This window comes from Micromonospora sp. CPCC 206061 (assembly GCF_036906915.1).
Lineage (GTDB): Bacteria > Actinomycetota > Actinomycetes > Mycobacteriales > Micromonosporaceae > Phytohabitans.
Map to the genome: position 1 here is coordinate 1 of NZ_JBAKHX010000015.1, position 20,593 is coordinate 20,593.

General features: G+C 69.3%; 21 protein-coding genes and 2 pseudogenes. 15 read left to right on the forward strand and 8 right to left on the reverse strand.

Annotation, left to right across the window (positions count from 1 at the left end):
- Positions 1 to 197, forward strand: a pseudogene (locus V6V89_RS13700) (RNA polymerase sigma factor); the annotation flags it as partial.
- A 75-nt stretch (positions 198 to 272) separates the two neighbouring features.
- On the opposite strand, the gene V6V89_RS13705 reads toward V6V89_RS13700, so the two are convergent.
- Complete coding sequence (locus V6V89_RS13705; RefSeq protein ID WP_334619463.1) at positions 273 to 989, reverse strand: DUF4253 domain-containing protein; 717 nt, start codon at positions 987 to 989, stop codon at positions 273 to 275.
- 79 nt (positions 990 to 1,068) lie between these two features.
- On the opposite strand from V6V89_RS13705, the gene V6V89_RS13710 reads away from it, so the two are divergent.
- The gene (locus tag V6V89_RS13710; RefSeq protein WP_334619464.1) at positions 1,069 to 1,440 is read left to right on the forward strand and encodes a hypothetical protein; all 372 of its coding nucleotides are present in this window, start codon (positions 1,069 to 1,071) and stop codon (positions 1,438 to 1,440) included.
- 92 nt (positions 1,441 to 1,532) lie between these two features.
- Here V6V89_RS13710 and V6V89_RS13715 read toward each other — a convergent pair whose 3' ends face one another.
- Positions 1,533 to 2,393 (reverse strand): SDR family oxidoreductase, encoded by an 861-nt coding sequence (locus V6V89_RS13715; protein ID WP_334619465.1) that lies wholly within the window; start codon positions 2,391 to 2,393, stop codon positions 1,533 to 1,535.
- A gap of 81 nt (positions 2,394 to 2,474) precedes the next feature.
- Between V6V89_RS13715 and V6V89_RS13720 the strand changes: the two genes are divergently transcribed.
- The gene (locus tag V6V89_RS13720; protein ID WP_334619466.1) at positions 2,475 to 3,086 is read left to right on the forward strand and encodes a TetR/AcrR family transcriptional regulator; all 612 of its coding nucleotides are present in this window, start codon (positions 2,475 to 2,477) and stop codon (positions 3,084 to 3,086) included.
- A 1,601-nt stretch (positions 3,087 to 4,687) separates the two neighbouring features.
- Positions 4,688 to 4,822 (forward strand): annotated as a pseudogene (locus V6V89_RS13725) (DUF4291 family protein); the annotation flags it as partial.
- A gap of 209 nt (positions 4,823 to 5,031) precedes the next feature.
- On the opposite strand, the gene V6V89_RS13730 reads toward V6V89_RS13725, so the two are convergent.
- Both V6V89_RS13730 and V6V89_RS13735 read right to left on the reverse strand, forming a co-directional pair.
- Complete coding sequence (locus V6V89_RS13730; protein ID WP_334619467.1) at positions 5,032 to 5,544, reverse strand: hypothetical protein; 513 nt, start codon at positions 5,542 to 5,544, stop codon at positions 5,032 to 5,034.
- A gap of 138 nt (positions 5,545 to 5,682) precedes the next feature.
- The gene (locus V6V89_RS13735) at positions 5,683 to 6,702 is read right to left on the reverse strand and encodes a hypothetical protein (protein ID WP_334619468.1); all 1,020 of its coding nucleotides are present in this window, start codon (positions 6,700 to 6,702) and stop codon (positions 5,683 to 5,685) included.
- Positions 6,703 to 6,716: 14 nt separating this feature from the next.
- On the opposite strand from V6V89_RS13735, the gene V6V89_RS13740 reads away from it, so the two are divergent.
- The 7 genes from V6V89_RS13740 (at position 6,717) to V6V89_RS13770 (ending at position 12,720) form a co-directional block, all read left to right on the forward strand.
- Positions 6,717 to 6,884, forward strand: coding sequence for a hypothetical protein (locus V6V89_RS13740; protein ID WP_334619469.1), 168 nt, complete (start codon positions 6,717 to 6,719; stop codon positions 6,882 to 6,884).
- A gap of 335 nt (positions 6,885 to 7,219) precedes the next feature.
- Positions 7,220 to 8,332 (forward strand): phosphotransferase, encoded by a 1,113-nt coding sequence (locus V6V89_RS13745; RefSeq protein WP_334619470.1) that lies wholly within the window; start codon positions 7,220 to 7,222, stop codon positions 8,330 to 8,332.
- Positions 8,333 to 8,557: 225 nt separating this feature from the next.
- Complete coding sequence (locus V6V89_RS13750) at positions 8,558 to 9,085, forward strand: GyrI-like domain-containing protein (RefSeq protein WP_334619471.1); 528 nt, start codon at positions 8,558 to 8,560, stop codon at positions 9,083 to 9,085.
- Positions 9,086 to 9,398: 313 nt separating this feature from the next.
- Complete coding sequence (locus V6V89_RS13755) at positions 9,399 to 9,932, forward strand: SigE family RNA polymerase sigma factor (protein ID WP_334619472.1); 534 nt, start codon at positions 9,399 to 9,401, stop codon at positions 9,930 to 9,932.
- Positions 9,929 to 11,002, forward strand: coding sequence for a hypothetical protein (locus tag V6V89_RS13760; RefSeq protein WP_334619473.1), 1,074 nt, complete (start codon positions 9,929 to 9,931; stop codon positions 11,000 to 11,002). Before V6V89_RS13755 ends, V6V89_RS13760 begins: the two co-directional genes overlap by 4 nt.
- Before the next feature lie 164 nt (positions 11,003 to 11,166).
- Positions 11,167 to 11,745 carry a dihydrofolate reductase family protein gene (locus tag V6V89_RS13765; protein ID WP_334619474.1) on the forward strand — a complete coding sequence of 193 codons (579 nt, stop codon included), beginning with the start codon at positions 11,167 to 11,169 and terminating at the stop codon, positions 11,743 to 11,745.
- Positions 11,746 to 12,015: 270 nt separating this feature from the next.
- Positions 12,016 to 12,720, forward strand: coding sequence for an ester cyclase (locus V6V89_RS13770; RefSeq protein WP_334619475.1), 705 nt, complete (start codon positions 12,016 to 12,018; stop codon positions 12,718 to 12,720).
- Between the two features lie 216 nt (positions 12,721 to 12,936).
- Here V6V89_RS13770 and V6V89_RS13775 read toward each other — a convergent pair whose 3' ends face one another.
- Positions 12,937 to 14,694: a tetratricopeptide repeat-containing diguanylate cyclase gene (locus tag V6V89_RS13775; protein WP_334619476.1), complete on the reverse strand. Its 1,758-nt coding sequence runs from the start codon at positions 14,692 to 14,694 to the stop codon at positions 12,937 to 12,939.
- 104 nt (positions 14,695 to 14,798) lie between these two features.
- On the opposite strand from V6V89_RS13775, the gene V6V89_RS13780 reads away from it, so the two are divergent.
- The 3 genes from V6V89_RS13780 to V6V89_RS13790 all read left to right on the forward strand — a co-directional run bounded on the left by V6V89_RS13780 (position 14,799) and on the right by V6V89_RS13790 (position 16,414).
- Positions 14,799 to 15,776, forward strand: a complete 978-nt coding sequence (locus V6V89_RS13780; RefSeq protein ID WP_334619477.1) for a glutamate ABC transporter substrate-binding protein — start codon at positions 14,799 to 14,801, stop codon at positions 15,774 to 15,776.
- Positions 15,777 to 15,941: 165 nt separating this feature from the next.
- Complete coding sequence (locus tag V6V89_RS13785) at positions 15,942 to 16,181, forward strand: hypothetical protein (protein ID WP_334619478.1); 240 nt, start codon at positions 15,942 to 15,944, stop codon at positions 16,179 to 16,181.
- Positions 16,182 to 16,234: 53 nt separating this feature from the next.
- The gene (locus tag V6V89_RS13790) at positions 16,235 to 16,414 is read left to right on the forward strand and encodes a DUF4236 domain-containing protein (protein ID WP_334619479.1); all 180 of its coding nucleotides are present in this window, start codon (positions 16,235 to 16,237) and stop codon (positions 16,412 to 16,414) included.
- Positions 16,415 to 16,945: 531 nt separating this feature from the next.
- Here the strand turns inward: V6V89_RS13790 and V6V89_RS13795 are convergent.
- Genes V6V89_RS13795 through V6V89_RS13805 form a run of 3 tightly spaced genes read right to left on the reverse strand, consistent with a single transcriptional unit; the run spans position 16,946 to position 19,784 of the window.
- Positions 16,946 to 17,485, reverse strand: coding sequence for a DUF3459 domain-containing protein (locus V6V89_RS13795; RefSeq protein WP_334619480.1), 540 nt, complete (start codon positions 17,483 to 17,485; stop codon positions 16,946 to 16,948).
- A gap of 13 nt (positions 17,486 to 17,498) precedes the next feature.
- A complete protein-coding gene (locus V6V89_RS13800) occupies positions 17,499 to 19,166 on the reverse strand; it encodes a sugar ABC transporter substrate-binding protein (protein WP_334619481.1) in 1,668 nt (555 codons plus the stop codon).
- Positions 19,167 to 19,181: 15 nt separating this feature from the next.
- Positions 19,182 to 19,784, reverse strand: a complete 603-nt coding sequence (locus tag V6V89_RS13805) for a gamma carbonic anhydrase family protein (RefSeq protein ID WP_334619482.1) — start codon at positions 19,782 to 19,784, stop codon at positions 19,182 to 19,184.
- A 70-nt stretch (positions 19,785 to 19,854) separates the two neighbouring features.
- On the opposite strand from V6V89_RS13805, the gene V6V89_RS13810 reads away from it, so the two are divergent.
- The gene (locus V6V89_RS13810) at positions 19,855 to 20,526 is read left to right on the forward strand and encodes a lysoplasmalogenase family protein (RefSeq protein WP_334619483.1); all 672 of its coding nucleotides are present in this window, start codon (positions 19,855 to 19,857) and stop codon (positions 20,524 to 20,526) included.
- Positions 20,527 to 20,593 lie beyond the last annotated feature (67 nt).

Here is a 20,593-nt window from a genome sequence, read left to right on the forward strand (position 1 = left end):
CCGCCGGTCTCGCCATGCTCGAACCGCTGCTGGACGATCCCGCCATGCAACGCCACCACAGGCTATACGCCGTGCGCGGGCATCTGCTCGACCTCAACGGCGACGCCGATAGCGCGAAGCAGCAGTATCGGATCGCCGCCCGACTGACAGCGAGCCTGCCGGAGCAGCGGTACCTCAACCGGAAACTCACCTCCTGAGAGATCCATCAATCCTGCCAGCCGGAACACGGCACGGAACATGCCGAGCGGTCAGCAGCATGACAGTAACTCGATTCAATCCCACCAGAAGACCCAGGTCGGGGCGCCGATGAGCCGTTCAGCGTAGGCGGCGAGCGTGCATGGACTGGGCCCCTGCCAGACGTTGTCAGGACAGAAGGCGAAGTGTTCCGCCGCCACGTGCAACGCCTCGGCGGTACCTGATGGTGGCGCGGCGACGCTCACGTACAGCTCGGCGAACCCGACGCCGATCACACGGGCGCCGAACCGGTCCTCCCAGGTGTGCAGCACGGCCGACAGCTTGGCGGTGTCGTTGACATAGTTGACCGCTCCCTGCCAGCCGGCGACGGTGAGCGCGTCGCTGCCGCTGTCCGCGGCGACCAGCCCGAGGCGCACGGTGGGTTGCGCCTGCAACAGCTGCTCCGCGCAGTGGTCCGCGTGACGATCGGGCGCCATCTGCTGCTGTGCGGGCGCGGCCGAGCCGGGCCATTGCTGGCCGTACGGGGCCGTCACAGCGAGCCTTTGGTCCGGGGACAGCTCATCGTCCTCGTCGTCGACCTCGGTGTAGGAAGCCCACCAGCCGGCGAGCAGCGGCTCGGCGTCATGCTGCGCCGGCGAGGACATGGCGTTCGGCCAGATCTCGCCGTCGTCCCAGGGCCGCGAGGCGTCATAGGTGTAGCTGTCCAACAGCAGCGGCCACAATCCGGAGCGCTGATGCTCCGCGTGTAGCAGCCGCCACAGCCCCGTCGGCGCAGGATCGTTACTCAGCCACAAAGCGGGTCGCTCACCTGATCCCTCCTCACCGCGCACCGTCCGCCCAGGCGGAAGCGACACCGACAACCCACGGTGGCGGGTGTCCGCGCCGGCGAACAGCTCCGCCAGTTCATCAGGCAACTCGTTCGGCAACGACGCCACGACGGGTGAGGATAGTGCCCTACTGCGCAAGGTCATCGGCACGTGGTCGGGCGAGCGCGTCTCGGTGGTGCTCAACCTCGTCGCGGCGCTCCCCGAGTCAGAAGCGATGCGCTGTTTCGTCCCTCTCTATGCCATTCGCCTGCGTGGCGGGTCACTCGTTCTGACGGAGGTCGCATTCTGTTTCCAGTGCCACAACGCGATGTCGGTCCCGATCGCTGACAACACGCAGCCGCCCACCTGGTTCACCTTCGACCCGGATAGCAAGCCGGCCGAGGACCTGCTGTACCTGCCTCGATCCTGCGCCGGGTAAGCCAGGGCGACCGTCGCAACCTCAGCTGTGTGGTCAGTGTGGCGTGGTGGTGTGGGCCCAATGACGGCCCGCCGGCAGGGTGGGGTGCTGGCCTATCGGAAGGCTGCGATGTGGCGCTGGGCCCAGTCAGCGAAGGTGTGGGGGGCTCGGCCGAGGATCTGTTCGACGTGGGGACTGATGCGCTGTTCGGCAGGGGTGGGCTCGCCGATGATGGCCAGGGTGGTCTCGGCTACGGCTTCGGGCATGAACTGCAGCATTTGCGCGTGTGCCTCCTCGCGGGTCTGCTCGATGAACTGGATCGGTTCGCCGAGCGCGTGGCTGATCGCCTCGGCTCGTTGCCGGGGTGTGGTGAGGGCGGGTCCGGTCAGCTCGTAGATCTGCCCGGCATGGCTGTCCTGAAGCAGGGCCGCAGCGGCGACCGCGGCGATGTCGGCCGGGTCGATGAGTGGCAGGCCGACGTCCCCGAACGGTGCGGCAACGGTCCGCCGCGCGCGAACTGATTCGGCCCACGCGTAGGCGTTGGAGTCGAAGCCGCCGGGCCGCAGGATCGTCCAGTCCATGCCCGACCGCTGGACGGCGTCTTCGATGGCTCGTCCCGTGCTCCCATGCGAGGACGACTGCGGCCGTGTTGCGGCGCCTTGGGAGGACAGCAGCACGATCCGTCTGACTCCGGCGGTTTTGGCGTCATCGAGGATGTCGCTGACGACGCCGCTCGGGTTGTCTGCGGCGGACACGAAGTGGCCGGAGATCAGCAGGAACATCGCGTCGGCGCCGTCGAGGGCGGGTCGCAGGCTCGCTGGTTCGGTCAGGTCGGCGCCGATCACCGGGACTGCGTTCGGCACGTCGGACTCGGTGATGTTGCGCGACACGGCCGTTACCCGCGCGTTCGCCTCGGTCAGTAGCCGCACCAGGGTTCGCCCGACGTTCCCGGTCGCTCCTGTTACTACGATCATGCAGTCCCTACCTAGTTAGTTAGTTGGATGACTTAGAAGAAGCTAGCACAGTCCGGTGATCGCACGTCTATAGTTAGTGAGGTGCCTAACTCAACGAAGTCTCGGGCGCGGGGAGTCGACAAGCGGCGGCGACTGATGGCCGCCGCCGCTCAGGTCCTGCACCAACAGGGCGTGGAGCGCACCACCATCGCCGACATCGCCGACGCCGCCGACGTTCCGGTGGGGAACGTGTACTACTACTTCAAAACCAAGGACGAACTGGTCCAGGCCGCCCTGGCCGAGCATGCCGGGCACCTTGCCGAACTCACCCACGAACTCGACCAACTCCCCGACCCACTCGAACGCCTCAAGGCCCTGGTCGCCTGGTGGGTCGGCCAGCGCGACCTCGCGGCCCGCTACGGCTGCCCCACCGGCACCCTGGCCGTCGAACTCGACAAACGCACCGAGGGCGGCATCGACCTGGAAGCCGGCAAGGTCATCCGGCTGCTGCTGAACTGGGTCGAACACCAATTCCACGAGTTGGGACTACCCAATCCCAGCGACCTCGCGATCACGCTCGTCGGCGCCTACCAAGGCATGTCACTACTGGCCAACGCCCTACGCGACCCAGAGATCATGACCCGCGAGGGAGCCCGCCTCACCCACTGGCTCAACACCCTGCCCGGCGACGCCGCCAAGGCCCAAAATTCCTGAATCCCGCTCCTCATCGGCCCCGTCGCCCAAGGTGGTCGATCCCCCCGTTCGACCAGTGTCGTTGCAGACGGCCTGGAGCCGGTGGTCACCGTTCGCGTCGAGATTCATCGGGTCAAAGTCGAACAGCATGAGCCCTTCCAGTTCGGAAGCGATCTCGGTCAGACCTCGACGCATGACCGAAACCTACGGCCGACATTGGCCGATCCGTGGGGTACTCGCTCATCGGCACGAGCGGACTCGGCCCACCCGATCACCGTTACGCTGTGTAGCGCTCGACTCGCGAGCCATGAGAGTGTTACTTAGCGCAGATGCAGGTAAAGCCCACAGGTGTGATCGAGGTTCGTGTTGGTAAGGTCCCGTTCCATAGACAGTCAATCTCGTAATCGTGCCCTTTGGCTGATCGCCCGCCTTCGGGATCCAACGGAATCTGATGCGGTGGTTGGCGATTATCTGGACGAACTCGAAAGACTGCTTGTTTGCCCGCACGTATCCGACCTGCTGTTCTTCCAGGCACCAGAACTATCCGATGATGAGGTGGTAGACAAAGCGCTGGCGTACCGTCCCCTCGCCCTATGAACCCGGTGCCGAGCGCGACTCGCGGCATGACCGGATGACATGCATGGATGATCGTTATGCGGTCAAAGTGTTGTTCGACGCAACCTCGCCCGATGTCAGCGGATTGACCGGCACATCCCGCGTCACCAGCTCCGTCGATATCCATCGGTGACCTTCGGAATCGTGGCAGAGGCCCGCCAGGTGTACCAGTTGATCGGCGAACTGCCTTGTAGAACTCATGTTTAGCGTCACCAACTTGCGTCAAAGCGCGGTCCCAGTCGCTTCGTCCATCCAATCGACCTCGGGCGAACCATTCGAGACGCCATACGCTTTGCTTCCACCGGTGGCCGGCCTCGACCACCGCGGAGTCCCCGCTCGCGCCACCGCTGGCGGCAGCGGGACGAGCACGACCTTGCCGACCTTGCCGCGGACACGTAGGACGCGGTGGCCGTGTTCCTCGCCCAGGTCGGCGATGCTCGCCCCGCAGGCTTCGAAGATCCGCAGCCCGAGTAGGCCCGAGTAGCGCTATGAGGGCGAAGTCGTTCGGGTTGGCCGACAGCCTCGCGGTGGTGATCAGGGCTTCGAACTGCAGATGGCCCCGGCCGAGGGTGGGTGACTCGGTGGGCACGGTGGGCACGGTGGGCCGGCGGACGTAGTCGGCTGGCGAGTGCGGCAGGATCTGGTCGATGACGCAGACGCGGTAGAAGCCGACCACAATGGATAGTCGGCGGGAGACGGTTGAGGACTGGTGTCGGCGGACGTCTTGCAACCAGCGCACGTACCGTTCGATGTCCGCCCGGACCGCGGCGAGCGGGTCGAGGTCCTGGCCCGTGCACCAACTGAGGAACAGTCGCAGGTCGGACTCGGTGTGCAGCCGCGTGTGCGAAGCCGGAAGCGGGAGCAGGAAGAGCAGCCATACATTACCGTGCGTCACCAACCACGACGAACGCCAGCACACCTGGAGCGCCTAGATCCGTGCGCCATGGGCAGGCCGGTCGACCACGTATGCGATGGCGCCTGGTTGACCGGTCAGCGACGATCACGGTATGACGGTTCCCACTCGTCAGGTCCGGGCAACGTACTCGGCAGAGTCAATCACCGTGTACCAGGCGTACCCGCTTGAGATCGCCGACCCAGCGGTGGCGGCTGGCCGGTTTGTACCGCCATTCAAACGAGAGCGGGCCGCCGCGGCGCTCCTGCCATCCGAACGGCCGTACCCGCTCCCCGCGCAGATCGCCACGGTCATCGCTGCCAGCGACTCCTGAAACCCGGCGGCGCGCATACCCCAGGCGCCAGATCCGACGCGTCGTCCGATACGTACGTCCTCACGCCGTCACGCTTGCTCCCTCCGCCCGATCAGCGGCAGATCTGGACGCCATCGACTGTCTGATCAGTCAGGCGCGAAGTTCCACTGCATCGGCAACGCGCTGTCACAAACGGCGCAGATGAAGTCGTCGTCCCGCACGAGGTTGCGCTCGCTGCATGTGGGACAACGACGGAAGATGACGGTGTCGGTGAAGGTGCCGGGATGCGGGACTCCCAGGCTGTCCAGTGCTCGCGCCACGGCAGGCCAGCTGCCCGGATCGGGGCAGTACCCCGTTGACTGGTTGGTCACCGCAGCGACACACCAGCCGGTCTCGGCTGAGGCGAAGGCGATCTCCCCGGCGGCGAGGACGTCCTGGCCGCCGGCGAGAGCGACGTGTTCGCTGCGTCGAGGCGCCAGCCACAGCGTCCCGTCGACAGCGACGACGAACGTGAAGGGCTCGGCCAGGTCGGCGCGTTCCCGTTTGACAAGCCAGCTGTCCAACGCGGCGACCGTCTCAACGGCAACGGCGTCCCATGCGACCGCTTGGTCGCGAATCTCGACCGGACCGACATAGCGGTACCGGCTTGCCGGGGTCACCGCGCGACTGTACCGACCCGGACCGGACTCATCCACGAAGTACAGCGTGACAAGGCAAGCCACGCACCACCCGACTGCGCATCGCGTCCCGCGCGCAAAGCGGCAGATCAGAACGTCGCGCCGGCGTTCGGAGCGGGGTCAGCGTAGGTCTAGCCGGATCGGTAGGTCCGTGCAGCTTAGGCAGGTGTAGATGTGGAGGCGGCTCCAGTAGGCGTCGAGCCCGGTCGGTTCCTGGGACCGTTTCAGGTTGGGATGATCTGGGTTGAGGTGTCGATCCTCGATCGGTTGCCAGCGTTTCGCCCCGCCGAAGTCGTACTCCATTGGGGAGGTGGTGAGGATCAGGGTGGCCGGTTGGGCGCAGCTGAGGCAGTTTGTCTCTGGCACTTCCGGGTATCCGCCGACCTTCCACCCAGAGGCCATGAGGGCGCCGATGTAGTCGAAGTCGTCAACCTGTCCCTCCACCAACTCCCGGAGCTCTTCGGGGAGTGCGGTCGGATGCGGGTAGTCGACGATCTGCTCGGGGTGCAGCCTGCATGGGCGTACCGTCCAGGTGGCCTCGGCGGGTTCGCCGGGCGGTGGCTGTGCGACGACCTCGAGAAGGTCCGCCTCCCGACGCCAGTACAGCCGGACGGTGGGCAGCGCCGACCATTCGTCCAGCACGTGGCTGAAGGGACACCACAGGATTTGCAGCAGGTCGGCGCCGCGGGGTCGCGGCAGGTCCGGCACATCCTCTGCGCGCAGTTGGGCCAGCACCGCCAGCGGGTTGGGTCGCGGGTGCCGACGTGTCACCGGTCTGCGCGCGACCGGTGTGCTCATTCCCCTCTGCCATCTGACGCTGCTGCCCGGGTACAACCGGGCGACCTCGTCGCGCACCTCCCGGCGCTCGCCGGTGAGGATGCGCGGCTGGAGCGGCTGGCTCATGGCGGCTAGCCAACGCTCCCCCAGGTCGGCCGGTAGCGGTAGCTCCTCAACCCCCTTGTACGGTGCGTCGCAGGTGGGCCACGGCTCGTCGACCGGCCAGCGCACTGGACCTGCGACGTGGCTCTCGAACGCGGACACGGTGGCCGGCCGTGGATGCAGTCGGGTCGCGGTGCGGCCAAGCGAGGCTATGCCGGGCAGGCGGGCCATCAGTTCTGGCGGTGGGGGCGCCGTACGCATAGGGCGGATGATAGGTGCGCTCAACGGCGGGCCGCGCTCGCACGCGTGCGAGGGCGGCCCGGAGCGGCTCCGCAACCAGCCTGCAGCCGATCCACGGCCGCAACACCGTGGCCCGCGCCCTGCTGGCCGTCGCGACCAACGCCGCCGGTCTCGACATCCGCTACCGGTGGATCGAGTCGTGATCCATGATCCACCGCACTGTTCTCGACACGACCGCACGCCGGCGAGCGGCACCCGTCGTCACCTTCGGTAACGAGCGGATCGCGGCTACGGATCCGGATGGCGGTGCCGGTTGCCGGACGGGAAGATCGGGTCATGGGACGCAGGGCTTCGGGTTGGTCCAAAGTGAGCATCATCCATGGAACTCGTCCCGCACAAGGCAATATATGCGACGGTGAGACCCGCTCGTACAGGTTCCGCCGCTACGCGCCGCCCGACAGTTTCTACGAACGCTGCATCGCCTCGGCCTGGTGTTCAACCTGTCGCGAGTATTCGGGTGCCATGGTGTACGTGCCGCGTGACGAACACCTTACGGATGCAGGTCCTCGTGGGCACGCGCCTGGCCCGCGGCCAGATCCGGACCGCCCTGCGGAACCCGCTCGAACGGCTCGTCGATGAGCGAAAACGCATGACCGCCCTCGTTCGCGAAGATGGCATGGAACGTGCCACCGCCGCGATTGCCGGCACCGATCCCGACAGACAGGCGGGCGACATGCGGGTCCGAGCCGGTGGTCCAGCCAAACGCGTAGGAGGCCAGCTCACCACGCGGCCCCATGCGGACGCCGTTCAGGATGAGGTGTTGATCCATACTGGCCGGGTGGAAGGTGAACAGCCCGGACACGCGGTGGATGTTCCGCTTCCCGCGGGGAGGATGACGCCCGGCGTCGTCCGGCGGGGCGGGCAGTCGCTGCGCCCGATGGGCTCTTGGTCGGGCGCCGTGCACGAGTACCTGAGGCATCTGGAGTCCGTGGGCTTCGACGCAGCGCCCCGGCTCCTCGGTACCGACGGCCGACGCGAAATCCTCACCTTCGTCGAAGGCGACGTGCCCGTCGACCCGCAGTGGACGCCGGGACGAGGCAGCCGACTGCCGTCCTATGCCCGGTCGGACACCAGCCTTGTCGCTGCGGCCCGACTGCTGCGACGACTGCATGAGGCGGCTCGTAGGTTCCAGCCTGTCAACACCGAATACCGCTTCCATCCCCATCCGCCTCGTCCGGGCGAGATCGTCTCACACGGCGACCTCGGCCCGTGGAACACCGTCTACCGTGGCGGCGTTCCCGCGGCTTTCATCGACTGGGACTGCGCCGGCCCAGTCGAGCCCGTGGTGGACTTCGCCGCGGCGGCGTGGGAGTTCGTTCCGCTCGCACCGCCCGAGGTGCTCCGGCAATCGGGCTTCGACCCTGTGCCCAACATCGCCGTCCGTCTGCGGCTGTTCGCCGACGCCTACGGTATCGGCGATCGACGGACCGTCGTGCCCGCTCTCCAACACACCCGGCTACTCACGGCCGACCGCATCAAGTACGCACCGCTGACACCCGCGGAAGCGGCAGAGAACCTCGAATTCCGCGCACAGGAGTTGCGCTGGCTGCATGCGATGGTCACGCTCCTCGACAGTGAACTTGCGTCTTGAGAGACGTTTCCACCGCAGAATCTCCCCGCCCAGATGGGCCCGTGACGCTGGTGAGCACTTCGGACCACCAGGACGACAGCGCCGACAGCGGCGGACGGCCGTATCAGCAGCCCGCCAGCGGCGGCACGTCGCAACGGCGATGATGTTCGCCCCGTCTGGAGACACGCGGACGGTGCTGGATCAACGCGGCGTGCCCGCTCGAACCATCGACTAGGTTGAACGCCAATGAGTCGTTCCACGATGGAGGTACGGGTGGACATCGTCGAAGGACCGCGGATCGTGGTGAAAACCAAGACACCCTACGTCGGTATCCGCCTCGTCACTCCGTTCCGCGGGATGCTAGCCGTCCGCGACAAGCTGATGGCGGAACTCTATGACTGGCTCGACAAGCGCGACCCGATCGACGTCGGCAGCACCTTCTTCCGCCTCCACGTGATCGACATGAACGGGCCGATGGACATCGAGGTCGGTGTCACCACGAAGCAGACACTCGATGGCGACGGCCGGGTCCGCCCAGGCACCCTACCCGGGGGCAGGTACGCGAGCCTTACGTACATCAACCACGCGCGGCGCGCGAACCAACTTCTGGTCACCTGGATCCGGGAAAACGGCCTCACCGCCGACCGCTGGGACGAACCGGCCGGCGACCGCTTCGCCTGCCGGTACGAGGCGTACCTGACCGACCCCCGGTCCCAGCCGATGAAGACCAAATGGCAGGTTGAACTCAACATTCGCCTCGCCGAACAGGCGTGACCGCCATTTGCGCTACCAGTCATAGCGAACCACATGAGCGACATGTTCAGTCGACATGGTCATAACAACGCAATGTCTTCGGCAAGATCGCGTGCACTGACCTCGAGCCAGATGAGGGCACCAGCCGAGCACGCGTGACTCGGTCTGCGTTTACGGAGAGTGACAGCGCAACAGAGGCTGCAAATCGGCACCGCACCGCGGACGACATTGAGGCTTCCTAGGCGCGGCATAGGGTCCCAGGCGACATGGCAGACCACAACGACCAACCCAACCTTTCGCACCCCGTCGGCGTTTAACCCGGCGAGGAGGTGCGATGGAGCGGTACGAGGGGCTGAGCGAGTTCGTGCTTACCCGTGGTCCGGCGCTGTCCCGCACGGCATACCTGCTAACGGGGGATCACCAGCTCGCCGAGGACCTGCTGCAACAGGCGCTGGCCAAGACGGCCGCGCACTGGCGGCGTATCCAAGCCGGCGGCAACCCCGAGGGCTACGTGCGCCGCGTCATGATCAACGAACGCACCTCCTGGTGGCGACGCCGCCGCTACACCGAGGTAGCAGGCCCGGCCACCGACGAGATCCTGGCCGCCGGCCCAGCGCCAGGCACGGGAGACGAGGCCGAGGCAGCGGTACGCCGAATCAGCCTCCGCCGAGCCCTCGCCGCCTTACCGGCGCGCCAGCGAGCCGTGATCGTCTTGCGATTCTTCGAGGACCTGACCGAAGCGCAGACCGCCGACGCCATGGGGTCCTCGGTCGGCACCGTGAAATCACAAACCCATGCCGCTCTGGGGCGCCTGCGGGCGCTCGCCCCTGACCTTCTCGCCGACTTCCACACGGAGGTGACCTCGTGACACCCCGACTGTCGAAGGCACTCAACGACCTGGCCGACGAGGCCGGCTCGTACGCCACCGTCGACGCCGTGCTCGCCGAGACCGGGCGGCGCCGCCGCCGGCGTACCGTAATCGCAGCCGCCGCGGTCCTCGCCATCGCCCTCGGAGGCGGAGTAATCGCGGCCCTGCCAAAAACCTCGCCCCCTCCCCTGCCGCAGATCGCGACGGCGCCCTGGCCAATACCCGAGGCGGTCGCGCAAACCCTGCCCACCACCGGCCCAGTCGGCCGCGCCGCCTACGCCTACACCACCCTCGGCGGCAACTACCTGGTCACCGACGACGGGCGCCGCTTCAACCTGCCCAACTCCGGCCTGCTGTCCCCCGACGGCCGCTGGCTGGGGTACGGCCTCGCCCCCGATCGCTACCTCGTGCGTGACCTGACAAGCGACACCGTCTGGCCCGTCAGCGGCGGCATGGGCGGCCTCGAATGGTCCGCCGACAGCCGCTGGCTGCTGCTGACCGACGGCACCGAGCCACGCCAAAAGTGGTACCTGCGCCTGGACACCCGCGACGGCGCCCAACGCACCTCCGACGTGCCACTGGGATTCGCCGACGCAGTCCTGCCCAGCGGCGAGATCCTCTACACGGCGGACCCGTTCATGCGATCAGCCGGCGCCGACCCGCTCCTGACCCGCTACGACCCGGCGACAGGCGCCAAAACCGAGATCCCGCTCGCCGCACCCGACGACCTGCTGAACGGCGGAACGCTCGTCGAACCCAACGAGCAGCGGCTGACCGTCATGCCCGGCCCCGCAAGCACCGCCCTGCTCGGCGTCTACGACGCTGGTGGGTTGACCGGCCTGCTCGAATACGACCTGGAAGACCGCCACCTCATGGCCCGACACGAGGTGCCACCGACGGCCGGCGAGTGGCTCGTCACCGCCTACCACCCCACCGACGGAATCATCCTGACCCTCTGCGACCACACCCGCACCGACGTCGTCCTGCTCGACCCGATCCGTGGCCAGTACCAAACCGCGCTGACCCTGCCCGGCAAGGCCACCATCAACCTCACCACATCCGACCGTTGACCCCAACTGCTTCCCCGCGCGCCGTCGAGCGGGTATCCCCGCTATCGCAGGGTTCTCGCGTGCCGAGCACCAGACTGATCTCCAGGAGTCCAACGGCGATGAGTTTCGCCGTGGTTGCCGGTCTTATCCCTGACACGCGACCAACCGCACTCGAGGAGAACATCATGACCGCCACCTACACGTTCGACGTCTTCTCCAGCCTCGACGGCTTCGGCGCCGCCAGCGGCAACTGGACCGGCTACTGGGGCAAGCAAGGCCCGGAGCTGCTCGCCCACCGCCTCGCCCTGTACAGCCAGGAGCAGCGGATGGTCTTCGGGGCCAACACGTATCGGGCGTTCGCGCAGATGCTGGCCTCGAGCACCGAGGAGTCCGACGTCCGTGACCCATGGGTCACCCGGATGAGGAACCTGCCGGCAACGGTGGTGTCGAGCACGCTGGAAGGTGCCTTCGACTGGCCGGACGCGACCGTCGTGAGCGGCGACGCTGTCGACGTCGTCGCCCGGCTCAAGGAGGAGTCCGAGGTGCCGTTGCGCTCGCACGGCAGCCTGTCGCTGAACCGGGCGCTGATGGCCGCCGGTCTGGTCGACCGCGTCCAGGTGACGCTCTTCCCCGTGATCACCGGTCAGACCGGGCTGGACTCGATCTTCCAGGGTGCGGCCGACTTCGACCTCGAGCTGATCGAGAGCCGGACGCTGGACGGCCACATCCAAGAACTCGTCTACCGGCCCACCCTGCATGTCTGAATCCGGCTGTCGATTCGGCGGATGATTCGACAAGTCTCAAGGCGTTGCCGCAGCAGAGCAGGGCCTGGCGGTAGCCGCTGCCGCGGTGGTGGGTGTAGCCCAGGCTCTGCCACGTGTAGGCCTCGCCGTAGCGGTTGTCGACTCGTCGATCCCTCGTCGGACTGACCGGGACGGGCGGCGGTTACGGGTGTCGATAATGCCTTCGCCCTGGTCAGGGCGCTTCTAGGCTGAGCTGTGGTTGCCACGGGGGCCCCGAGACGAGGTGAGGGCATGACCTTCGTTCAGATCATCGACTGCAAGACCGACAGAGTCGACGACATGAATCGACTCCTGGACAAATGGGTCGAGCAGACCCACGGCAAGCGGACCGCCACGCACGCGACGGTCGCCATGGATCGGTCCGACTCGCACCACGTGATCGAAATCGTGGAGTTCCCCTCGTACGAGGAGGCGATGCGCCAGTCGAACCTCCCGGAGACCAACCGGATCTTCGAGGAGATGGTGGCGCTCTGCGAGATGCCGCCGACGTTCACCGACCTCGACGTCGTCCGCGACGAGCAGCTCAACAAGATGGTGTGCCGCCGCTTCTTCGACATCCTCGCGGGCGGCGACCTCAACGCGCTCGACCAGGTGATGACCAGCGACTACCGCGACCACGACCCCACCAACGAGCAAGAAACGGTCGGCCTGGAGAGCACCCGCGCGGAGGTGACCGGGTACCGGAACGGGTTCCCGGACTTCCGGTTCTCGCTGGAGGACCAGATCGCGGAGGGCGACAAGGTGTGCAACCGGTGGTCCTGGACGGGCACGCACACGGGCGAGTTCCAGGGCCTCGCGCCCACGAACCGCCGGGTCGAGATGAGCGGGATGACCGTACACCACCTTGCCGACGGCAAGATCCAGGAAGGCTGGTGGAACTACGACTCCCTCGGCCTGATGGCCCAGCTCGGCGTCGTTGACCTGCCGCGCCGCTGAAGCCGCGCGGGCCGCGGCGTTCGTGCCGCAATCCGCTCCGCGATCAAGGAGATTCCCATCGATCAAGGGCGAATGCACGTGGTTTTGAGATCAAAGCACGTGCGTTTGCCCTTGATCGGCGAGCGCGGCCCCGCAAGGCGAGCGCGGCCCCGCAAGGCGAGCGCGGCCCCGCAAGGCGAGCGCGGCCCCGCAAGGCGAGCGCGCCGCGGGGCGCGCTTAGGCGGTGGGGTCGGGGATCGTGAAGGCGAAGGTGCGCTGGACGGGCTCTACGCGGTTACGGCCGTGGCGCTTGGCGCGGTAGAGCTGACCGTCTGCCGCGTCCAGCACCTGGGTGGCCGTGCTGCCCGGCGCCAGCCTGGCCACGCCCAGGCTGATCGTGACGGCCAGGCCCGGCCGCAACGCGCCCCAGTCGTACGCCTGAACGGCGGCGCGCAGCCGCTCGCAGATGTCGCGCGCCGCCGGCAGGTCGGTGTCGGGGAACGCGAGGCAGAACTCCTCGCCGCCCATCCTGGTGACCAGGTCGCCGGGGCGGCTGCCGGCGCGCAGGATGCCGGCGAGCCGCTTGAGCACCTCGTCACCGAGCGGATGTCCAAAGTGGTCGTTAATGCCCTTGAACCGGTCGACGTCGCCGACCGCCACGCACAGTGGACGGTTGCCGGCGGTCGCCGCGCCGACCAGCCGGGTCAGCTCCTCGTCCTGATGGCGGCGGTTCCACAGGCCGGTGAGCTGGTCTTCGCGGGCCTCCGCCTGCCAGGCCAGCTTTTCCTGCTCAAGCTCCTCGCGGCGCACCCGGTGCAGCTCGGCCTCCAGGCGGGCGCGCTCGGCTTCGATGCGGGCGTTGTCGAGCTCGAACCGGTTGGTCAGCAGCCGGGCGCGCGTCTCGGCCATCGCCGAGTACACGGTGCGCTCGGCCTCGTGGTAGGTGCGGTAGTGGCGCAGCGCGGTGGCCGCGTCGCCGCGCTCCTCGTACGCCTCCGCGAGCTGCTGGTGCACCGCCATGATGGTGGTCTTCTCGTTGGGCTCCGAGGCCATCTCCAGCACGGTGCCGAGGATGGCGATCGCCTCGGCGGTGCGCCCCTGCTCAATGTGGATGGTCGCGATGCCCTGCAACGCGGCCAGCTCCAGTGACTTGTATCCGTGCTTCGCGCCCAGGGCCCCGGAGACCTTCAGCATCTCGGTGGCCTCGGCGTACTCGCCCGCGAGGGTGAGCAGGGTGCCGAAGTTGCCAAGGCACATCGACTCGCGGTACGGGTGCTGGGCGGAGCGGGCCAGCACGAGCGCGTCCTTGGCGTACGACAGGCCATCGCCGAGCGCGGCCTCGGCTCCGGCCAGGTCGCCGGCCGCGTGCAGCTCCTTGACCAACCCGACCGCGTTGTCGCTGAGGTTGTTGAGAATGCAGAACACCGACTCGTCGTCGAGGTCGGTGCGGGCCAGGTCGAGTGCCCTGGTCAGGAACGCCTTGCCCTGGCCGTAGTCGCCGAGAAAACCGTGCACCCCGCCGATCCGGTTGAACACCCAGAACAGCAGCTCGGGCTCCTCGACCCGCTCCGCGATGTCGAGGCCGGTGGACAGGGCGCGCAACGCCTCGTCGTAAAGGCCGAGCTTGGTGTACGCCAGCGCCTGCACGGTCTGCACCTTGCACAGTGCCCGGTCGTCTATCCCGCCGGCGAGTAGCTGGGCGGCCAGCTCGGTGGAGCGCACCGCCTGCTCGTGGTCGCCGATGCGCACCGAGTGCTCCGCGTGCACCCGCAGCGCCGCCGCGTGCAACCGGTCGTCACGCACCGCGGCGGCCAGGTCGGCCGCCTGCCGGGCCAGAGCCGCGCCGGCACGATAATCGCCCTGGTTACGGGCGGTCTCGGCCCTGTCGACGAGCTCCTCGGCCCGCTGCCGGAGGTCAGCGCCGACGGTCACCGCTACGTCCTCCCCGGCGCGCGGCTGGCCCGCGGCGGTGAGGGGTGCCAGCGGGGGTCGCACTCACTGTTGATAGCACACGCAGGCTTTCTACGGCGTCGGACGGGGAACGATCTTTTCAGTTGGTGCTGGCCGGAGGGGTGGCCCGGTATTGCCATGATGCCAGCATGACGCGAGTAGGTACCGCTGCTCTGGTCGTGTTGGCGGCCCTGTTGGCCGCTGGTTGCGGTACCCGATCCGGGTTACCGGACGACCGCGGCGCTGCCGTGGTCGAACCCCAGCCTGTCGGGGTCCGCGACCCCGCGCCGCTGGTAAGCGCGGCGCCGGCGGCCGACGAGGGCTGCGACCGCCGCGCGAGCCTACGGCCGCGCGGCGCGCTGCCGGCGCCGGGCCGGATGCCGGCGGGTTCCACCATGGACGCCATCCGGAAGCAGGGCCGGCTGGTCGTCGGGATCGATCAGGACGCGTACCTGTTCAGCTACCGGGATCCGGACGGACGGCTCGTCGGGTTCGAGATCGACATCGCGCGGCGGATCGCGGCGGCCATCTTCGGCAGCCCGGACGCGGTGACGTTCCGGGCCATCTCGACCGCCCAGCGGATACCGGTGCTGCGCAGCGGCGAGGTCCACATGGTCATCCGCACGATGACGATGAACTGTGAGCGCTGGAAGCAGGTGGCGTTCTCCACCGAGTACCTGTCGTCCGGCCAGCGGCTGCTGGTGCGCGACGGCTCCGGCATCGACGGCCTCGCCGACCTGGGCAGCCGGAAGGTGTGCGCGACCAGCGGCAGCAGCAGCATCCCCAACCTTCAGAAGGCGCCGTCCAAGCCCGTCGCGGTGGCCGCCGACCTGCTCGTCGACTGCCTGGTGCTCCTCCAGCAGAACCAGGTCGACGCGGTCTCCAGCATCGACACGCTGCTCGCGACGCTGGCCGTGCAAGATCCCAACACCCGCATCGTCGGCGAACGGGTCACCGACGACCCGGCCGGCATCGCGATGCCGCAGGGCCGCGACGACCTGGTGCGCTTCGTCAACGGGGTGCTCGACCAGATGCGCGCCGACGGCTCGTGGACGGCCAGCTACCGCCGCTGGTTCGGGTCGGTGGGCCCGGTACCCCCGCCGCCAACACCCCGCTATCGCGACTAGGCCCTGTCCTGTCCGGGTCGTGGCGTACTTCCGATCGACTTCCCGCATGCCTCCCGGCACAGTGCCTGGCCGGACGCCCACCTCGACCACCTGCGCGCCGATGCCACCCGCTGGCGTAGCCCCTCACCCACCGACGGCCTGGCCCTGCAGGCGTACGGGCACCAGGTGCTCGACGGGCTGCTGCGCTCGATGCCCACGGCGGTGCTGGAGGCCGTCGACGGCCCCGACCTGATCCGGGCCGCCGCGACGCCGGACGACGCGGCTTGTCTGCTCGCCGCGATAACGTTCGCCGCGCTGGGGTCGCTGACCGTGGGCGCCGCCGCGGCGAGCGCCATGGCGCTCGCCCTGGCCGTCAACTTCGGCATCTACGTGTACTTCCGCCGGCGTTCCATCCGCCGCAAATAGCTCCACATCGGACCACGCGTTTCGCGGACGGTGACGCCGGGCAATCTGCGGGTATGCCACTGATCTTTCGCAAGCGCAAGAAGTTCGGCCCGCTGATCCTGAACTTCACCGAGAACGGCTTCTCGTCGTGGAGCATCAAGGTCGGCCGCTGGTCGTGGAACTCCCGCGCCCGCGCCCACCGCGTCGACCTGCCCGGTCCGCTGTCCTGGCGCCAGCGCAAGTCCCGCAACTGACCCTACGGCGCGGTGAGTGTTCTGCCTGGTAGGCCCGGTGCAGCAGCCCGTACGGGCATCGGATCACCACCGCCACAGCCGTCAAGCACCGCACCATCGAGCTTCGCCGCGCGGCCTCGCCCGCGAGCGTCCTGGCGCTGCGCGCGCCGCGCGTGCGAGGGCCAGCGCCGCGAGACCGAATTGCCGCGCGGACGCGCGTCGATCAAGGGCATTTACATTGATCAAGGGCAAATGCACGCGGAAAGAGATCGAACCACGTGCGTTTGCCCTTGATCGACGGAAAGGCGCGCCGGGCGAACGCCCGCGCGGAGCGCAAGACCCGCGGAGCGCAAGCCCCGCGGAGCGCAAGACCCGCGGAGCGCAAGACCCGCGGAGCGCAAGCCCCGCGGAGCGCAAGACCCGCGGAGCGCAAGACCCGCGGAGCGCAAGCCCCGCGGAGCGCAAGACCCGCGGAGCGCAAGACCCGCGGAGCGCAAGACCCGCGGAGCGCAAGACCCGCGGAGTGCAAGGCGCGTGGAGCGGGGATCGCCGCTACGTGGGCTTGTACCAGGCGGCCGTTTCTGGCGCTAGAGAGCCGCCGGGGCCGCTTGTCAGCAGGACGCGGCCGGGCAGTGGCGCCGGGTCGGGGCCGAAGTTGACCGCGCACGCCAGCTCCGCGCCGCGCGCGAACGCCAGCACTCCCGGCGGCGCCGGCAGCCAGCGAAACGGGGTGTCCACAAAGGACTTTCGGAGGCGCAGCGCCGCCACGTACAGGGACCAGGTCGAGCCGGGGTCGGCCCGCTGGCGGGCCACCGTCAGGCCCGCCCACGACAGCGGCTGCGGCAGCCACGGCCGGGTGCCGGCCGGTCCGAAGCCGTACGGCGGCGTATCACCGGACCACGGGATCGGCACGCGGCAGCCGTCGCGCCCCAGCAGTCCGCCGCCGGAGCGGCGCCATATCGGGTCCTCGCGGGCGGTGGACGGCAGGTCGAGCACCTCTGGCAGGCCAAGCTCGTCGTCACCGTCCGCGTCGGCGAAGCTGCGCACGTACACCTGGCAGACGACCGCGTGCCGTGCCCAGCTCTCCCCCACTCAGACTCCCGCGTCAGACTCCCGCGCGGGGTGCGGGCGCCGACCGGCGCGGGGCGGCGCCCAGCGCCGCCCGCAGGCCTTGCGCGAGCCGCCGCACGGTCGCCGCGGTGTCCGCGCCCGCGACCAGGTCGGCCTCCGCGCGGCCGAGCAGCCGCCACACCTGCGGCATTTCGGGTACTGACGGCATGAGGTCACCGTTGCGGCACTCCGCGGCGAAGGCGGCGATCCGCGGGTCGGTGTCGACGACCTGCTCCAGCGCGACCCGCAGCGCCGGTGGCCGGGGTTGCACCTCGTACAGCGCAAGCGCCACCTCGGTGCGCGTCAGGTAGTGCACGGCCAGGTCCTGGGCGATGGTCTTGTTGGGCCCGTGCCGGGTCAGGAAGAACCCGTGCACCGACGAGAACGCCCGCACCGCGCCGAACCCCTCGAACGGCGGCACCGGGCCGACCTCGAACGGCAGCCCGGCCCGCGCCAGGTCGGCGAAGACCCGGGAGGCGCAGATGAGGTACGGCGTGCGCCCGGCCGCGAACAGCTCGGTGGCCCGCTCGCGGTCGATCTCGCGGCGCAGCACGCCGGCGCCGCGCGCGCCGAGGCCGCGGAACCGCTCGAACGCCGCCACCGTCTCCGGCGCGTCCACGGCGGGCGCACCCGTGTCGAGGACCCCGCCGCGGTTGCGGTCGAACAGCCGGCCGCCGGCGCCGACCAGGATCGGGTACATGTAGTACGCGTCGCCGTCCGGCCCGACCTGCATGGCGAGCACCTCGTCGGCGCGCCCGTCCGCCCGCAGCGCCTGCCCGGTGGCCAGCAGCTGCTCGAACGTGGCCGGCTGTTCCGGCGCCAGCCCGGTGTGCCGCAGCAGTACGGCCGTGTCCAGCGCGTAGGGGACGCCGTACAGCTCGCCCTGGTACGTCATCGCGGCGACCGCCTCGGGCAGGAAGTCCTGCCGGCGCCGCTGCGACACGGCCAGCGGCTCGATCGCGCCGGCTCGCACCAGCTCGCCGAGCCAGTCGTGCGGCCCGACCAGGATGTCCGGTACCTCGTCGCTGCCGGCGGCGCCGAGCAGCTCGGCGCGCAGGGCCTCGATCCGGCCGGTGCGGAAGCGCACCTTCACACCGTGCGTGGCGAGGAACTCGGACGCGAACCCGCGCAGCGCCCGGGCCCGCCGCTCGTCGGCCCAGATCACCACCTCGGACCGCAGCTCCGACAGGCGACCCTGCTGGTCGCGTATCCAGCGGGCGCCGGCCGAGTCGGTGAAGGTGATCTCCACGCGGTAGTCGGCCGCGCTGCCGCCGCCGTCGGTCATCCCCGTCGGGCGGAACATGGGCTCGCCGGCCGGCGGGATCACCGGCAGGTCGACGCGTTCGTGCACGTCGGGGTCGTGCACGTCGAGCACGGTGAGGTTGGCCTGGTAGACCGGCGTCTCGGAGGCGTTGCGGACGAAGGCGCCCCACCCGCCGCCGGCCTCGTGCCCCCACCACGCCGACACGAGCGCGGCCTGGGTGCGCCGCAGGTACGCCTCCTGCTCCTTGCGCTGCTCGGCGGTGACCCGGTCGCGTTCGGACTCGATCTTGTACACCCGCTGGGCGGCCACCGCGGCGACGGCCGCGAACAGCAGCGCGCCCACCGTCGCGATCGACGACAGCCAGGTGGGTAGGTCACCCCAGTCGATCCCTTGATCCACGTGCGGCACCGTACCTCAGGCGGGGTCCACCGGGCGGTCGTCGCGGTGCGCGCCGTACCAGGCGGACTGGCGGGCCATCATCTCGGCGGCGGCCGTGCCGCGCGGTACACCGTAGACGGTGCCGGGGAAGTCCAGGTCGCGCTGGATGGCCCAGATCCGCTCGTGCTGGTCGGGCGGCAGGATCTGCGCCGGATCACCGACCGCGACCCAGCCGATCGGCACCATGCTGCCGGCCGGCAGCAGCGTGTTGACGTGCACGACGCCGTGCACGCGCACCTCGCAGCCGGGCTCCAGCCTCACGCCGGGAAACAGCGCCGCGCCGGTGGCAAGGAAGCAGCCCTCCCCGACGGTGGCGCCGTTGACGTGGGCGTGCGGCCCGACCAGCACGTCGTCGCCGAGCCGGGCTGGGTGCGCGGCCCGGCCGCGTACCAGCGCGTTCTCCATGACCACGCACCGCGCCCCGACCTCGACGAACCCGTCTTCGGCGGTCAGCACGGCCCCGAACAGCACCCGCGCCTCCGGCCCGACCCGGACGTCGCCACAGAGCACCGCGGTCGGCGCCACGTACGCGCTCGGATGGACCCTCGGGCCGCGCCCGCGATGCTCGTACAACGGCACGCGCTCAGCCTACCTATTCCCGCGCGCCTATTCCCGCGCGCGCGGCGGCGCCGGGCGAGACGATGGGGTGGTGTCGCGCGCTCGGCAGGCCGCCGTTCTGTACGCGGCCGCGGGAGCGGTCGACGTGCTGGCCGCGGGCGCGCGCAAGGAGCAGGTGCGCTGGGCCGCCAAGCCGCTGCTGATGCCGCTGCTGGCCCTGTACGCGGTCGCCGCCTGCCGGGAGCGTCGCCGGCGGGTCAGCCGGCGGCTGCTGCTGGCGCTCGCGCTGGCCTGGGCCGGCGACGTGGCGCTGCGCTTCCGCGGTACCGCCGCTCTGGCCACCGGCGCCACGTTGTTTCTCGCCGCGTACGGCGTCTACGCCGCCGAGTTCGTGCGCCGGGATGCCCGGGGCCGGCGTGCGCAGGGCCGGGTGCGGTGGCTCGCGCCGGTGGGGTACGGCGCACTGACCGGGGCCGTGCTCGCGCGGCTGTGGCCGGGTCTGCGCGCCACCGGTCTGGCGGTGCCGCTGTCCGGGTACGCGATGCTGGTGGCCGCGATGGCGGCTGCCGCGACGACGCAGGGCGGGCGGGTCGCGGCCGGCGCGGCCTTGTTGCTGGTCTCGGACGCCCTGCTGGGCGCGGACCTGGCCGGCGAGCGGGCCGGTGGGCCGGCATGGGTGATGGCCACATACCTGTTGGGCCAGGGCTTGGTGGTAAGTGGGTGGCCCGACTGCCACAACCTGCCGCAGGCGGGCAGGGCCTGACCGCCCACATGTACGAGGGTGTGACGACCCCGTACCAGGTGGACGGTCAGGCCGCCAACGAACCCGA